This is a genomic window from Mesorhizobium alhagi CCNWXJ12-2 (assembly GCF_000236565.1).
Classification (GTDB): Bacteria; Pseudomonadota; Alphaproteobacteria; order Rhizobiales; family Rhizobiaceae; genus Allomesorhizobium; species Allomesorhizobium alhagi.
In genome coordinates, this window is record NZ_AHAM01000223.1 from 1 (window position 1) to 15,479 (window position 15,479).

Consider the following 15,479-nt stretch of genomic DNA (forward strand, 5'->3'; position numbering starts at 1 on the left):
GTTACGTCTTCGGTGAGAGCACCGCGACGGCCGACGCCTCCAACACGCTCTCGGCGTTCAACCAGGAAATCGTGATGGGTGCCAACCTGCAGCAGAACGCGGTCGACATGACCGTGGTGGGCGGCAACCTGAACAACACGATTTACGGCGAAGACGGCGACAGCACCGGCGCATAAAGCCGACAGATTCCGTGCTCGTCACGAAATCTCGAAGAACAACGGACTGCGCGGGAAACCGCGCAGTCCAGCTCCACAAAAGACCGGATCGGAAGAAATGCCGATCATCTGAGAGGAGGCGAGGCTCGTGCATATGGACAAGATCACCGAGGCAATCGCCCACTTCATCGGACTGTTTCAGATCACGCTCGAAGAAGCGCGTCTGCGCGATGCCTACGAGGAATTCAAGGCGCAGCAGGCACGCAAGCAGGACGAAGGCGATCTTTCGGGCTTGCAGGTGACCGCCGGGGCGCCGTTTGCCTTTGAAGGGTTCAGTCCTGAAGTCAAATACGCACCCGTGCCGCCGGAATATGTCTGGTTGGACGCCGCGTCATTCGTCAAATTCGTACCGCCGGACATCCCTGTGCTGCCGCCGCTGCAGGAGGCCGCGTTCCCGGGATACGTGACGCCGGCGGACGCGAACCCAGGCCCATCATCCGGCGGGCGCGCCGTCGATCTCCCGGACATCCCAATCATCGGTTCGGTGGCGGCCATCATCACCCAGCACATCGGGCTTTCAGACAACGACTATTTCGGAGTAGGCGGTCACGGCCTGCTGTTCTCGCCGGAACAGAACGACGGTTCCGAAGTTACCGCCTTGCTGGCGGAAGCGACCGAACTGTCGCCCCTTGCAGATCTCGAGCTTGCCGATCTGGCGGGAGGAGCCCGCGGCTTTGCGACGACCGTTGTGGAGCAACTGGCTGCCGCCCCGCAGGATTCTGGCGGCGAGGCGGAGGTTTTCAGGCTCCAATCGACTGTCATCGAAGGAACCTATGTGAACGGCCGACTGGTTGAGGAGGCTCCGAAACTCGAGGACTATCTCGACCTGCAGGACAAGGCCGGAGAGGAAGCAGACTCCGAAGAGAACGATGGCACGGTGCACGGCAGCGCCCGCCAGGGAGAGACCGCCGAGCAGGAAACCGCGACCAACCATTACGGAAGCGACACCTTCAAGGCCTCGGTGGAACTTCAGGCCGGCGGCAATACGCTGATCAATGCGGTGAATCTGGAAAACAATTGGCTCGCGGGATCGGTCAGTGCGGTCATGGGCGACCACATCGAGCTCAACGTGGTCATCCAGATAAACGCCTGGGGCGATAGTGACTGGATCACATCCTCGATCGCCTCATGGGCCAATGACCCCCATGACACCACTGCCTTCAATATCGCGACCTTCGAGCGCTACGACCCGTCCGCGTCGGAGGGCGACAGCGCCGAACCGATCCAGGGCGGCTTTCCCAAGCACTGGGTGGTCAAGGAGGTGACAGGCGATCTGCTGATCATGAACTGGATAGAGCAGTATTCGTTCATGATGGACAACGACATCGGAATTTTGTCGTCGTCCGGCGTGACCACGCGCGTAATCGGCGGCCAGAACACCGGGACCAACGAGATCTCGCTGGCCGAGCTTGGCCTCAACTACGACCTCATCATCATCGGCGGCTCGGTTTTCGACCTGAACATCATCCAGCAAATGAATGTTCTTATCGACAACGACCTGATCGGTGCGTTGCCTGATTTTCAGACCACCGGCAACGGGTCGGTCTCGACCGGGGCAAATCTGCTTTGGAACCAAGCGCACATCTACACGGTCGGAGGCGCCGATCGCTTCGAGGCGCTGCCGGACGCCTATGGACAGGCGGCCAAGAACCTCGCAAACGGTGGCAACAGCCTTCCCGACGGGGTGTTGAACGACAGCGCCTTCGCCGGGCTGGGCCTTCTGCGGGTGCTCCACATCACCGGCGACCTGATCAATCTGCAGTACGTCAAGCAGACGAATATCCTCGGCGACAGCGACCAGGTTGCCTTGGCCATGAATGCGGTACAGCCCCATCCAGAAGCCGATTGGACGGTCTCCACGGGCACAAATTCGCTGGTCAATCTGGCCGGCATCACGGATGTCGACGGGATCGGCAAGACCTATGTCGGCGGCGAACAATATTCGGACGAGATACTCATACAAGCCGAGTTGATCTCCAGCGAACCGGATCTGGGCGCCCAGGATCCCGACAAGCTCGTCAACGAGGCGGTCGCTTTCCTCAGCGACGACATGACGGAGGCCGATCAGACATCGCCCAACGGGTCGGGGCCATACCCGACCGATGCGGGTCAGTCGGACGGTCTGCAGAGCATGCTCGCTTAATCGAAATCCGCGGAGCACCAATGACTGATGACAGAGACATGTCGTGGCGCTCGCGCGACGACGATCGTCCAGAAGAGGAAGGTTACGAGCATTGTCCCAGGCTCTCCGAGATGCTTAGGCCTCAGGAAGACGCGATGGATCGTTCGGTCGACAAGATCGACGATGTGATAGCCGAATTGCACAAGGCCATTTCCGACGACAGTCCGCCCCGAGCACAAAAACGTGTCGAGGAAGGAGAACGAGGCGTCATTGAAAAGGCAGCGCCGCCGCTTGCCGAGGCGGCGGTTCAAAAGACCCCTTCAAGCACGAACGCAAACCCGGCCGCCGTTGACATCTCCGGGCCGCACGGGTCGGGCGGGCAGAAGCCGCCGGCCGTGCAGCCCACACCGCGGCAGGGTTCGGACGAAAACCTCCACAAGGCGCAAGCTATACCGACACTCGCCGCCGAGCATCGGTCGCAGGATCGCACCGTCACGCCGAGCCCGAGTGCGAAAACGGAGACCACCCCATCGGGAGCGCACGCCGCAGGCTTCGGGCTGCGGCAGAATCCGGCCGCCACGCCGGTTCAACCTGCTGCAGCGACCGCACCGCGACCTGCTTCCGACGCGGCGGGGGGCCAGGCCAGAACGCCGGCCCCTGGACAGCCTAAGGCAGCGGCCAGCCCCAGCCCGCAGCCAGTTGCTCCAGAGCAGATCCGGGCAAAAAGCGAGAGCCTGCCGCCTCCGCAACTAAAAGCCGAAAAGTCGCCGGAGGGGATGATAACGATCGACGGCGATCGCGGACCGGTTAAAGCCAAGGATCATCTACCCCATGACGGCGGTTCCTCCGGCGGCGGCAAGGGCCGATCCGGCGGCGGCGGTGGCGGCGGCGGCGGCGCATTTCACAAGCGCCTGGGGCCAGTAGACTTTGCCGCCTCCCTCAAAGCCGGCAAACGGGCGGTCAAGCAAAACCTCATTGCTGTGATGGTGTTCACCGTCGCCACCAACCTGCTCGTCCTGGCCATACCCATCTACCTGTTTCAAATATCGGACCGGGTGCTGACGAGCCGTTCGACTGACACGCTCGTCATGCTGACGATCGTCGTCGTCGGCGCGGTTGTGCTTCAGGCGACGTTCGATGCGATCCGCCGCTTCATTTTGATGCGGACGGCCGTCGAAGTCGCCGCTCAGCTTGGGTCCCCAATTTTGAGCGCAGCTGCCCGCGCCTCCCTCCATGGGAACGGCCGCGAATACCAGACGCTGGGGGATCTGCAACAACTTCGCTCCTTCCTGGTATCAGGCACGCTGCTGGCCTTCCTGGATGCGCCGATGGCCCCGCTATTCATTCTCGCGGTGTTCCTCGTCCATCCCCATCTTGGCTTCATTGTCGTTGCGTCGGCTCTGGTGCTGTTGGTACTCACGCTGCTGAACCAACGCGCCACGTCCAGTCCGTTCGGCGAAGCCAACGCCGCCCAGAGCAAGGCGAACCTGCATCTGGACTCGATGTCCCGAAATTCGCAGATCATCAACGCGCTGGCGATGATCCCGGAAGCAGTGAGAATCTGGGGCAAGGACACCGCAAGTTCTCTAACGGCGCAGGTCGTTGCGCAAGACCGCAACATCGCATTTGCATCCGTTTCCCGCGCGACCCGGCTTCTGACGCAGGTGATGATGCTGGGCTGGGGCGCCTACCTGGCGATCGAGGGCTCGATAACGGGCGGGATGGTGATCGCGGCATCCATTATTGCCGGCCGCGCGCTGGGACCGATCGAAGGTGCAATCGAAGGCTGGAACCAGTTCGTGCAGTCGCGGGCCGCCTATGGTCGAATAACTGCATTGCTTCAGGCCTCGCCGCTCAATTTCGAGCGATTGAACCTTCCAAGGCCGCAGGGGCGTCTTGACATAGAGCGGCTGCTTTTCGTTCCCCAGGGCACCAAGCGCGTCGTCCTCAACGGCATTTCCTTCTCGCTCTCACCGGGAGATTCGCTTGCGATCATCGGAAATTCAGGCGCCGGCAAGACGACCTTGGGCAAGATGCTTGTCGGGTCGATCCTGCCGACGTCGGGCAATGTGCGGCTCGACCTCATGGATCTGAGAAACTGGGACCCGCGCCAGTTCGGTGAAAATATCGGCTATCTGCCGCAGGACGTGCAACTGTTTCCCGGTACCATCAAGGCGAACATCGCGCGGATGCGTGAAGATGTGACAGATGCGGAAATCTATGAAGCCGCCCAATTGGCTGACGTTCACGAGATGATCGCCACTCTGCCGCACGGCTACGAGACGATCGTTGCTGCTGACGGCTCTCCACTCTCGGGCGGCCAGAAGCAGCGGGTCGCTTTGGCGCGCGCCTTCTTCGGCAATCCCCGGATGGTGGTGCTGGATGAACCCAATTCGAACCTGGACAGTGCCGGAGACACTGCGCTCGCTCGAGCACTGCAGCATGCCAAGGCGAACAAAATAACGGTCATCACCATTACGCAGCGGCCTTCGATTCTCCAGAACGTCGACAAAATCCTGCTTCTCGTCAACGGAACAGTCGCTCTGTTCGGTAAACGCACGGATGTTGTCCAGGCGTTGCAGTCTCGCGGGATCAGCATTGAAGGCGGATCATTCGGACATCAGATTGAATAGCGGGGCAAAGACATGTCGGACGTTGCAAAAGTTCACGATCTCGAGTGGTACGCAGACGTTCCACGGTCGATCTGGAAGCAGACCTTGATAGGCTTGCTGCTGCTTGCGGTGAGTTTCGGCGGATTCGGAACGTGGGCGTTCACGGCTCCCCTGGCGGCGGCCGTCATCGCACAGGGAAGCTTCGTGGCGACCGGCCAGAACAAGATCGTACAGCATCTGGAAGGAGGGATCATCAAGGAGATCTTGGTGAGCGAAGGCGATCTGGTGAACGCCGGCCAGCCGCTGGTGGACCTCGACGAAACGGCAGCCCTGGCAAAGGAACGCCAGTTGATCTTGCGCAGAGCAAGGCTGGAGATGATCGCCGCTCGCCTGACCGCCCAGATTCGGGGAAGCGAGAGCATTCAGGTGCCGGATATCATCGCCGAACGCCGGGACGACCCGGATATCGGTCAAATCGTACGCAGCCAGACGCTCACCTTCGAGGCATGGCGCAAGAAGCTGACGAGCGATCTGGGACTGCTCGACCAGAACATCGAGTCCTTCGAGTTCAGGAAGATCGGATATGAACGACAGCGCGAAGCCGTGCAGCAACAGTTGCAACTGCTTGGCGAGGAATACGAAGGCAAGAAGATTCTGCTGGATAAAGGCCTGCTCCGGAAGACGGAAATCAAGGCCATTCAACGGGCCATGGCCGACGCGGAAGGGCAAATCGGAAGGCTGGCGGCGGAAATTTCCGAGACGGATACACAGATCGTCAAGCAGGAGCAGCAGGCCCGGCAGACGGAACATACCTACCGCGAATCGGCACTTGACGAGCTCCAGGGTATAGAGGCCGACCTTGAGAGCGTGCGGGAACAATCGCGCGAGGCCACAAGCGTTCTTCGCCGGGCGACAATCCACGCACCCGTGGCCGGCACCGTCGTGCGTCAATACTATCATACGTCCGGCGGCGTGATCGAGAGCGGCAAACCCATCCTGGAAATCCTGCCATCGGATGTCCCGCTGATCATCGAGGCCCAAGTCTCCAGGAACGAGATCGACAGTGTGAGGATGGGACAGGACGCGACGGTCAGGTTGATCGCACTCAACCAGCGCACGACGCCTGTGCTGAATGGACAGGTGTACTACGTTTCGGCGGACTCGCTGGCTGAACAAACACCGACCGGCGACCGGGAAGTCTACCTGGCCCGGGTTCGTCTGCCCGCCAGTGAACTTGCCAAGGTTCCCGGATTTGCTCCAACGCCGGGCATGCCCGCCGAAATACTGATCCAGACCGCGGAGCGCACGTTCTTCAGCTACATCACCAAGCCGATTACCGACAGCATGGCCAGGGCATTCATGGAACAGTGATGGACGGCACTAGTTTTACTGGAGTGAGGGTGGGGGGGTAAAATGCAGGTTGAGGTTTTTAGCAAGCCGAGCGATCTCGAATCGTTGAGAGAGTCTTGGGATCGAATTTACGAACGCGATCCGGAGGCTCATTTCTTCGTCTCCCGGACGCATCTTTCCAGATACATGCGGCTCTTCGACGGCGCGTGGTTCATCCTCGCGGCGCGCCCAACGGCGGATTCTGAATATGTCGCGCTCTTTCCGCTGCGGCTCCGTACCAGAATGGACGCAAAAACCGGCCATTTCTACAATGAAATCAACATGGCCGGTAATTATGCGTCCGACTACACCGGACTGATATGCGATCCGAGGTTCGCCGAGCCGGCGATCGTTGCCTTTGCGAAATATCTCAAAAACATGCATTGGGCCCGGATCCACCTTGAGAACATCCGCATGTCCGAAGCCAGGCTACGTCTGCTCATGGCTCAATTTTCGGGCGCCAGCTTCGGTATCCAGGAGATCAGCCGCGTCAACAAGATCGACAATGTCGATAATCGGAAATGCGTCTCGATAGATCTCCCTGCGTCCTGGGAAGCGTATCTCGAAGGCAACCTCGGCTCGAACACGCGGCAGAAGCTTCGCCGCTTCCTCCGGAAGGTCGAAGGCTCGCGGGAGTTTCGGATTGCCACCGCCGATGAGACGACAATCGCGGGTGATGTGGAGATCCTGCTTCAGCTATGGCGCCAGAAATGGGGGGAAAGGAAAGGCAAACGACTTCCCGTCATCCTGAGCCACAGCCGAAAGGTGATGAGGGACAACTTTGAAAGCGGCTCCCTGTTCATGCCGATCCTCTGGCAGGGAGACAAGCCAATCGGTGCCCTCGCGATTTTCGTGGATCCGGTGAAGAAGGCGATGCTCTTCTTCATGGCGGCCCGGGATGAAAGTGTCACCAATTTGCCAGTCGGCCTTATTTTGCATGGCTACAGCATACGTCACGCGATCGAACAGGGATTCAAAACCTATGACTTTCTGCGCGGCGATGAGCCCTATAAGTACGCCTTCGGCGTCAAAGAAAGCACAATCTATTGCGGACAGCTTTACACCAGGACCGGGTTGAATCTTGGAAATCAACTTGACGCGCGATCACTGGGTGGCGTTTTAAAAAAAGCGACGGAATATCATAAGGCCGGCCGCCTCGAGGCAGCCAAGGCCGCCTACCTCCAGATATTACAGGTCGATCCGAACCACCGACGCACACTGTACCAGCTGGCTCAGGTGCTGACCAAAAGCGGCGCACATCGTCAGGCCGCCGAGGTGTTGGAAAAGCTTTGCGCGCTCTCACCTGCATCGGTGAAGATCTGGCTGCGTCTGGGATTCGTGTTGAAGGCGGCAGGCCGGTTCGCCGAAGCGATCAGCGCGTTCGAGAAGGCGATGCAACTCAGTCCCGGGCTCACTGTCGCAAAATTCGGAATCGGTCAGAGTCTTCTTCAGCAGTGGCGCCTTGACGAAGCGGCCGCGGAATTCCGATCAATCCTGCGACAACCGGCAACGAATGTGAATGACCGAGTGCTCCGCAAGGGCGCATGGCTACTCCTCCAAAAACTGACGCGTGATGAACCGTCCATCATTCCGCAGAGCGATCATTTGAACCGCAACATCGCGCAGTTGAAAAGCTCGGCATGGACGGCGCTGCGTTCCCCGGCGCCATTGGCCGCGGCACGGCGATAGCCCAGCCGCGCTGCTATTCGCGGAACGCACGGCTGATCTGGTCGGTCAATGGCTTCATCAGATACGAGATGACGGTGCGATCCGTCGTGCGCATGAACGCTTCCACCGGCATGCCCGGCTTGAGGCTTTCCGGATCCAACGAGCCAAGTTTGCCTTCGTCAAGCCTGATCCGCACGCTGTAGTAGGACAGTCCGTTTCGCTCGTCTTCGACGAGGTCGGGAGAAACGGTGGCTACATGTCCTTCGATTTCCGGCGTGACCTGCTGGCTGAATGCCGACAGCCGCAGATGGACAAGCTGGCCGGGCTGGACCTGATCGATGTCTTGGGGCGCGATGCGTGCGTCCACAGTCAATTCGTCAGCGGTCGGGACAATCTTCATAATTGGCTCGCCGGCAGTGACGACGCCGCCGACCGTATGGATCGCAAGCTGATGCACCCGTCCGTTCTGGGGTGCGCGAATATCGGTTTGCCCAAGCAATTCCTCCGCGGCGATCTTTCGTTCTTCCAATTCTGCGGTTCGAGCCTCCGTTTCGTGTAGTTCTTTCGCGACCTCGCTGCGCCAATCCTGCTGGATCTGAGTGATGGCCATTTCCGTTTCGCTGATTCTGCCGTTCGCTTCGGCTATCGCAGCGACGAGCTGGCCGCGCCCTCCCTCGATCTGGGCCTCCCCCCGCTCCAGGTCCAGGAGTCGCGACCGCTGAACGAGTTTCTTTTCCCAAAGGCTCCTGACGCCCTTGATCTCGTCGCGGACCAACGCAATCTCGTGCTCCTTGGCCGCCCTTTGTGCCTCGAGGCCCGCTATCTCCTCCTTGAGCTGGCTCATCCGTTCCCGGCGTTGCTCGATGTGGGCACGGTAGGCCCCCCGGCGCAGAGCGAAAAGTTTCTGCTCCCCCCCGATCACACGCGCCACATGTCCAACAGAGGAGCGGCTGGTGAGATCCTCGGAAAAGGATATCGCCTCGGCACCCTCACGCTCCGCAGTGAGGCGTGCCTCCCGCGCCGAGAGTTCGTCCAGGGTATTGGTTATGACGGCGAGATTGGCGCGTGTAAGCGTGTCGTCGAGACGAAGCAAAATATCGCCTGCTTTGACTTCATCGCCGTTGCGCACGTTGATCGCACCCACAACGCCGCCGCTTGGATGCTGAACCGCCTTGACGTTGGATTCCACTGCGATATGGCCGGTGGCGATCACGGCGCCTGACAATTCCGTCGTTGCGGCCCACGCACCAAGGCCGCCGACAAGCAGCGCCACGGTTGCGGCGCCAAGAAGGATATACCGGCGAAGAGATAGGTCGTTCTGCGTCGGTTGCGATTGCACCTGGGTATGCAAGTTGGCAGGAAGGAACAGCAGCCCGCCGATTTTGCCCTTGACACCCGCCAGGCGGCTCGCTCCGGCACGAATATGCGGCATCATCGCCCTCACGCTGCTATGCGCGCCAGAAAAAAGCGATCGGTCATGAAATAACGTCATCCTGATGCCTTTCCCTCCGAGGCAACCGCTTGAAGCGTTCCCACAGGGGCACTCGGTATCGCGCCCCGGACGACCAGATCCCTGGCCCCAAATGCGTGCTGACGGCCGGATTCGAGAACAAGCAAAAGGTCCACTGCCGCCAAGGCACTTGGGCGATGGGCGATTACGACAACCACGCCGTGCCGCTGTTTGACTGCAAGGATTGCCTGAGTCAAAGCCTGCTCGCCTCCGGCGTCCAGATTCGAGTTCGGTTCATCCAAAACGACGAGGAAAGGATCACCATAAAGCGCGCGGGCCAGTCCGATTCGCTGCCGCTGTCCTGCTGAAAGCGATGCGCCGCCTTCGCCGATCTCGGTTTGATATCCGCCAGGCAAGCGCAGGATCATTTCGTGCATGCCCGCGGTCTTGGCCGCCGCGATAATGGTTGCCGGATCCGGAGAAGGATCAAAGCGGGCAATGTTTTGCGCAATGGTGCCTGCGAAAAGTTCGACATCTTGCGGCAGATACCCGATATGTCGCCCCAGTGCCTCAGCCGGCCACTGTTCCATGGCGGCGCCGTCGAGGCGGATTTTGCCGCGCGCTGCCGGCCAGACGCCGACGAGCGCTCGCGCCAGGGACGATTTGCCCGATGCACTCGGACCGATGACGCCGAGCGCAGAGCCGGCGCTCAGCGAAAACGCAATGTCCTGTACAACGTAACGCCGTTCGCCTGGCGGAACGACGCCGGCCCCTTCAACCGAGAGTTCGGTCCGCGGTGGCGGCAGCTGCAAGCGATCCTCTGCGGCAGGGAACTGCGTGAAAAGTTCGTTCAGCCGGTGCCAGCCCTGTCTGGCGGCAAGAAAGTTCTTCCAGTGCGCAATTGCGAGTTCGACTGGCGCCAGCGCTCGCGCAGTGAGAATAGAACTTGCGATGATGATGCCAGGTGTGGCTTCCTGGCCGATCACCAAATACGCTCCGATCGCCAGAACGACTGATTGCAGCAGCATCCTAAGGCCGCGCGAGAGCGCGCCGAGTGAACCTGTGACATCGCTGGCGCGCATCTGCGCCTGCCTGTATTTGCTGTTTGCTTCCGACCAGCGCGAGGCCAGGGTGGATCGCATGCCCATCGCTTCGAGCACTTCGGCGTTACGGATGCTCGCCAGTGCTATATTGCTGCGCGTTCCTGCATATCCCGACATTTCGGTTGCTGGACGGCGGACCATTTTCTCCGTGAACACGGTCAGTGCCAACAGCAGGATCGCCCCAATCAGCGCAGCCAAGCCGAGCCAAGGATGGAAGGCAAAGCAGAGGCCGAGATAAAGTGGCATCCACGGCAGGTCGAAAAGAGTGGGGGGCCCGCCGCTGGCCAGGAAGCTGCCGATTTGATCGAGATCGCGCACCGGCTGCATGGCTTCGCCCGAACGGCCTCTGGCCAAGGGCAATTGCGACATCACGCGGTAGGTCCGTTCACTCAGGCGCTCGTCGAGTCCGCTGCCGATACGTGCCAGCACCCGGCCGCGGATCGCGTCCAGTGCACATTGAAAAAGATAAAGGATCGCAATCAGGAGGATCAGAGCCACCAGCGTCGGCACGCTACGGCTGGGCAGGACCCTGTCGTAGACCTGCAGCATGAATACCGAGCCGGACAACATCAGCACGTTGATAAGGCCGCTGAAACCCGCCACCGCCAAAAAGGCGCGCCGGAAATGCGCCAGGCAGGCAGCCAATTCGGACTTCGCCCTCGGCGGGCGGAGCCGCTCTGAACCGGATTGTGACATTGATGTCCCCTCGAACAACCGCATGGGTCAGCAGGCGATGCGGGCCGGCCATAGCTGCAGGCCCGCATCGCCCGACCAGGGCTACGCGGCCTGATCGGCAATCATTCCGTTGTTGTGCGCGGACAGTTGCTCGATGAGCTTGGCAGCCAGCGCGTCGCCATCGCCCCATTGGGCATGTGCGTTCTCTGCCCAATCAAATGCCGGTCTCGGATCGCCCGCAGTTGCTAGCGCGGTCGATGCGTCGTCTCGGGCCTGCTCGATAGCGTCGTCGAGTTGGCCCAGAGCGTTCCGGAATTGTGGAAACACGATGACATCGCCGTCAAGCGCCACCTGTGAACCGCTCGTGTTGACCGTGCCAGGCGTTTCTTGACCCTCCTCGTGTTCGGCCAAGGTCTGGCCGGACCGGAAGTTTGCGCCGTATTTGCTGAAGAAGGTTGCAAGCCACTGGGAGCCAGAATCCGGCTGCGTTGTCGGGGCCGGTGCAGTTGGCGCCGTTGGGGTTGGGTCCTGCTGCGGCGCCGGATCGGAAACGGCGGCCGGTTCATCCTGAACGGCAGCGACGGCTCCCTGCTTCGGGTCGACGAGATCGAGTTTGACGTTATTGCTCCCTACGGAGACGGTGCGCGACGAACCTTCGATGCCCGCCCCGGAGAAGGTAACTGTGTAGGTGCCCGGCTTGAGAGCGAGGTCGTAACCGCCAGCGGTCATGGTCTTCGTCGTAAACGTCGTGCCCGTCGAACTCTTCGCTGTGATGGTGAGACCGGATAGACCTTCACCGGGATCGTAGAATTTGTCCCCGTCCTTGTCGTCGAACGCCACACCGGTCAGGAACAGGTCCGATCCGGTCTTGGCGAAATTCTCTGCCACGAAACCGCTGGAGCGCCCCCGGTAATCGCCAACCTCGAAACCAAGGCCCACCTCGCGGAAGTTCCCGTTGAGGATGTTGGCACGATGACCCGAGGAGTTCATCAGGTTGTTGTGCAGAAGCAGAACCTCGTCATTATAGCCTGCCGGTGACCTGGTCGTAGCCCATGCGATGTTCTCCCCGGTCGCCCAGGAGCCCGTGAGGGTGTAGCCCGCCGCCTTCATACGCTGGGTGGGCGTGGACCCTCCAGACCCTGTGTGAGAAAAGGTGTCGGTTGCAAGCATCCATCTGCTGTGCCCCTCAGCCGCCTCGCTGAGATCATTGTCAAAGGCAAGCGGCTGCACGCCGGCCTTGGCCCTCTCCGCGTTGATAAGTTCAAGTAGATATTGTTCTTGTGCGCTATGCTGCGGCATTAGGTTGTCGCTCCACTGTTTCGTTTTTGGACATCCCCGCCAAGTTGTAGATATCCCCCGTCGCGCTTGGTAAAAGCCGACTGTGGCTAACCTGCGGCAGGCGCCAATTAATCCTGGTTATCCTAAAAAGAGATTGCATAGACCCGATAGAATACAATTTCATGTTGTAATGTAACCATCCACTCTGACTTTCAATTATGTGCGTTCTCGCCGAAAGGCGACTTGCGCGCTGGACCGTGAAGACCTGCCAGAGTCGCGGGCCGCGCGGCTCGCGCGTCGGCAAGGAGATCAAAGGCCGTCAGCGCCAAGCGCTGGTCAACACCGACGGTCGGGCTCTCGTTCCTTGTCCGGATGCCGCCAGCATCCAGATCGGGCCGGCACCCGGTCCGGTCCCGAACGCCTCGGGACCATTCCCATCATCCGAAGGTTGTTCGTCGATTCTGTATGTCAGGGACCGCGTGTGGCCGAAGCCACTCGACTGCTGTCGAGGGTCGTTAGCCGAAATCTGATCAAGTCGAGTTCGCCGTGCAACCGAGACGCTTGGTTGTGGAGCGCAGGATCAGCCGCGAGAGGCGGCTGATGGCAGACGTGCCCCGCAGTGGGGGTACACAAGCCCCACCGCGTCTTTTCGCTTCTTGCCTCCCATGCCATTGCACATTGCGGCGTTACCGGTTGGATCCGAGGCTTCCGTCGCTCACTTCGTCATCTCGCCACAGGCAGTGTGGTGGCCCGACCTGCGGTCGATGGCCCGCACCCGCTACAGTTCAGGTCGATCTGCTTATGACACCCAACTGCGACGCCTGGTCGAGCTTTTCGGCCCCTTCCGCCCGGCGCTCCTGCGGGAGGGCGGCATTTTCAGCCGCCGGTCGAAATCAGCAAGCTTGAGAGGTGGCAATTCCATATTCGCCTGCCGCGCCGTCACGGCGCACGATCAAACCCGGCATAATAGTCCACGCTCGTCTCTCCTTGATGTTTGGCGCTGGCTTAGGCGACGCTGCCGTTCACACCATCATTGTGAGGGACGATCGCCGCGACCAACACCCCTCGGTCGCCGGCGCGCGAGAGGCCCTCATCTGGGCAGTGGACACCATGATCCAGGTGCGGCGCATCGCGCGACCCGATGAGTTTCGACACTCGGAAGGAAACGCTTGGCCCATATCCAGCGACCCCCGACATGGTTGGGTGATCGCCGCGCGAGCACGGGCACTAAAGACAGCTCGAATTCGACGCGGCCCGGCAGATATACGGTCTGGCGCTCGATGTTGAGCATCGCTTCGCTCCACATCGACCCGGACGGCCGCCGAATCGTGCTGCTGGGATAACTACCGGAATACACGAGGAATATTTCGCTATATTCGGCCCGCGCCTGCGTTCGCCAGTGAACAGCAGAGCCAGAATATAGCAGGATTACTGACCGAATTTTAATAATCACACTTTTGAAACGTGTATCCCTTTGTCTAGGCTTACCTCTTTCGGACTATTTCCAAATAGTTAGTTTTTCGGTACAACTTCATTAACGCTTATTCTCCGTTGTCACCGGACTGGCGTGGTCATCGGTAAAAAAGTGTCGGTATTAGTGAGCCCGAGGAGGACGCGGTCCATCTCGGGGCTGTGGAGGGCATTGTCATGTTTGAGAGCCGTCGCGACGGCATCGGCCGCAGTATGCCGGACGCCGTGAAGCTTGCGCATACAATCCAGCGCACCTTGCTTTTCGTCGCACCGCCGGGCTCCATTTCCGAATGCGTCACAGAGGCGGTAGAGCGAGAGTTTACGGGGATCTCGGTTGAGCAGATTAACGATGTCGAATCCATCTTTGCAGAGCTCGAACACCCCGCGTCACTTATCTTGATCGACACTAGCTTCCTGCCTGAAATCGAAACCCGCAGTCGCGAGATTGCGCGGCATCATCCTGCTGCCGTTGTCGCGCTTATATTTGATGACTCCTGGCATTCACCGGATGTTCTGCACCGTATCTTGTTTTCGAAAACGGTTCGAGGTGTGCTGCCGATGAACTTGCGGCTGGACATCTGGCTCTCGGTCGTCCGCCTGATGCTGCGCGGTGGCGAATATTTCCCGCCATGGGTGCTCCAGGTTTGCAGCGAAGGATCACCGATGAGCGTTCATAGGTCGACCGTCGTCGGTTTAGACAACGAGCCATCATCGACCCATCACGCAGGCCCCGCCAGTTTAGGCTATCTGACGGAGCGCGAGCTGCAGATTTTGAAGTTGGTCTCTCGCGGATTTCAGAACAAGGTGATCGCCGGCAAGCTCAATCTTTCCGAACATACGGTCAAAGTTCATTTGCACCATATAATCAAGAAGCTGGGAACCCATAATCGAACGAGCGCGGCGGCCATCTTTCTCAGGGCAAATGCAGCCTTGACCCACGCGGCGCCGTTAGGAGTTGGTTAAGTTAACTGGTAACGCGCGAGCGAGGGTGCGGACGCGGCCCCGTGGCCGCTCGCAACCGGCTGAAGATTTTCGCCGGCGTCGACGCCGAGCGCGCACTCTGCACCAGTTGGCGTGCCGAATTGCCGATTCATTCTACCTTGGTCAGCGTGCCCCGGTATGCTGCGCTTGGCGCCGGTTACCGTGATGGCCGCAGCCCAGACGTGGCGAGGAAAGCCCGACGCCGTGGGGTTATAAGATTTCCGCAGTTTTCTTATAACGCCGCTTGCTCGGTTTCGCGTCCATCAGGCCAGTCTGCTTGTGGAGGCGCTCGATGCCACCCGCCGACAGAATGATCTCGCCGAAGTTTTCGCAGACGCATGGGGCAGGGGCCTGGCACAGCGCGACGCGATCCAGAAGGCCCTGGGCCTGACGCATGCGAAGAAGCGGGAGAAAGTTGAAGAGACAATCAGAAAGGCCCTGTCCGAGATCGGCGAGGAACCAGACGGCTTCACCTTGGCCACGAAGTCCTAGCCAGCAAAGAGGGCGACCCGAAAG

General features: G+C 60.1%; 9 protein-coding genes and 1 pseudogene. 7 read left to right on the forward strand and 3 right to left on the reverse strand.

Annotated features, from left to right (window positions below; all coding sequences use genetic code 11):
* The first annotated feature begins 309 nt into the window (after nt 1-309).
* The 4 genes from MAXJ12_RS25075 to MAXJ12_RS25090 all read left to right on the forward strand — a co-directional run bounded on the left by MAXJ12_RS25075 (nt 310) and on the right by MAXJ12_RS25090 (nt 8,027).
* A complete protein-coding gene (locus MAXJ12_RS25075; RefSeq protein ID WP_008838865.1) occupies nt 310-2,358 on the forward strand; it encodes a hypothetical protein in 2,049 nt (682 codons plus the stop codon).
* 134 nt (nt 2,359-2,492) lie between these two features.
* The gene (locus MAXJ12_RS25080; protein WP_008838866.1) at nt 2,493-4,970 is read left to right on the forward strand and encodes a type I secretion system permease/ATPase; all 2,478 of its coding nucleotides are present in this window, start codon (nt 2,493-2,495) and stop codon (nt 4,968-4,970) included.
* Nucleotides 4,971-4,982: 12 nt separating this feature from the next.
* Nucleotides 4,983-6,320: an HlyD family type I secretion periplasmic adaptor subunit gene (locus MAXJ12_RS25085; protein WP_008838867.1), complete on the forward strand. Its 1,338-nt coding sequence runs from the start codon at nt 4,983-4,985 to the stop codon at nt 6,318-6,320.
* A 42-nt stretch (nt 6,321-6,362) separates the two neighbouring features.
* Entirely contained in the window at nt 6,363-8,027 is a 1,665-nt protein-coding gene (locus tag MAXJ12_RS25090; protein ID WP_008838868.1) for a GNAT family N-acetyltransferase, read from the forward strand.
* A 13-nt stretch (nt 8,028-8,040) separates the two neighbouring features.
* Here MAXJ12_RS25090 and MAXJ12_RS25095 read toward each other — a convergent pair whose 3' ends face one another.
* From MAXJ12_RS25095 to MAXJ12_RS35685, 3 genes are all read right to left on the reverse strand, one after another.
* Entirely contained in the window at nt 8,041-9,498 is a 1,458-nt protein-coding gene (locus tag MAXJ12_RS25095; RefSeq protein ID WP_008838869.1) for an HlyD family type I secretion periplasmic adaptor subunit, read from the reverse strand.
* Complete coding sequence (locus tag MAXJ12_RS25100) at nt 9,495-11,255, reverse strand: type I secretion system permease/ATPase (protein ID WP_050898897.1); 1,761 nt, start codon at nt 11,253-11,255, stop codon at nt 9,495-9,497. Before MAXJ12_RS25100 ends, MAXJ12_RS25095 begins: the two co-directional genes overlap by 4 nt.
* 81 nt (nt 11,256-11,336) lie before the next feature.
* Complete coding sequence (locus MAXJ12_RS35685) at nt 11,337-12,533, reverse strand: CAP domain-containing protein (protein WP_085984064.1); 1,197 nt, start codon at nt 12,531-12,533, stop codon at nt 11,337-11,339.
* Between the two features lie 233 nt (nt 12,534-12,766).
* Between MAXJ12_RS35685 and MAXJ12_RS39165 the strand changes: the two are divergent.
* The 3 genes and pseudogenes from MAXJ12_RS39165 to MAXJ12_RS25115 all read left to right on the forward strand — a co-directional run.
* Nucleotides 12,767-13,121, forward strand: a pseudogene (locus tag MAXJ12_RS39165) (IS5/IS1182 family transposase); the annotation flags it as partial.
* A 1,038-nt stretch (nt 13,122-14,159) separates the two neighbouring features.
* Nucleotides 14,160-14,945, forward strand: coding sequence for a response regulator transcription factor (locus MAXJ12_RS25110; RefSeq protein ID WP_244421593.1), 786 nt, complete (start codon nt 14,160-14,162; stop codon nt 14,943-14,945).
* 297 nt (nt 14,946-15,242) lie between these two features.
* Complete coding sequence (locus tag MAXJ12_RS25115; RefSeq protein WP_008838873.1) at nt 15,243-15,455, forward strand: hypothetical protein; 213 nt, start codon at nt 15,243-15,245, stop codon at nt 15,453-15,455.
* Nucleotides 15,456-15,479: the final 24 nt, after the last annotated feature.

Coding starts and splice junctions, on each gene's coding strand:
- MAXJ12_RS25090 (WP_008838868.1), top strand. CDS start 6,363: ATGCAGGTTGAGGTTTTTAGCAAGCCGAGCGATCTCGAATCGTTGAGA.
- MAXJ12_RS25075 (WP_008838865.1), top strand. CDS start 310: ATGGACAAGATCACCGAGGCAATCGCCCACTTCATCGGACTGTTTCAG.
- MAXJ12_RS25095 (WP_008838869.1), bottom strand. CDS start 9,498: ATGACGTTATTTCATGACCGATCGCTTTTTTCTGGCGCGCATAGCAGC.
- MAXJ12_RS25085 (WP_008838867.1), top strand. CDS start 4,983: ATGTCGGACGTTGCAAAAGTTCACGATCTCGAGTGGTACGCAGACGTT.
- MAXJ12_RS25080 (WP_008838866.1), top strand. CDS start 2,493: ATGGATCGTTCGGTCGACAAGATCGACGATGTGATAGCCGAATTGCAC.
- MAXJ12_RS25110 (WP_244421593.1), top strand. CDS start 14,160: ATGTTTGAGAGCCGTCGCGACGGCATCGGCCGCAGTATGCCGGACGCC.
- MAXJ12_RS25100 (WP_050898897.1), bottom strand. CDS start 11,255: ATGTCACAATCCGGTTCAGAGCGGCTCCGCCCGCCGAGGGCGAAGTCC.
- MAXJ12_RS35685 (WP_085984064.1), bottom strand. CDS start 12,533: ATGCCGCAGCATAGCGCACAAGAACAATATCTACTTGAACTTATCAAC.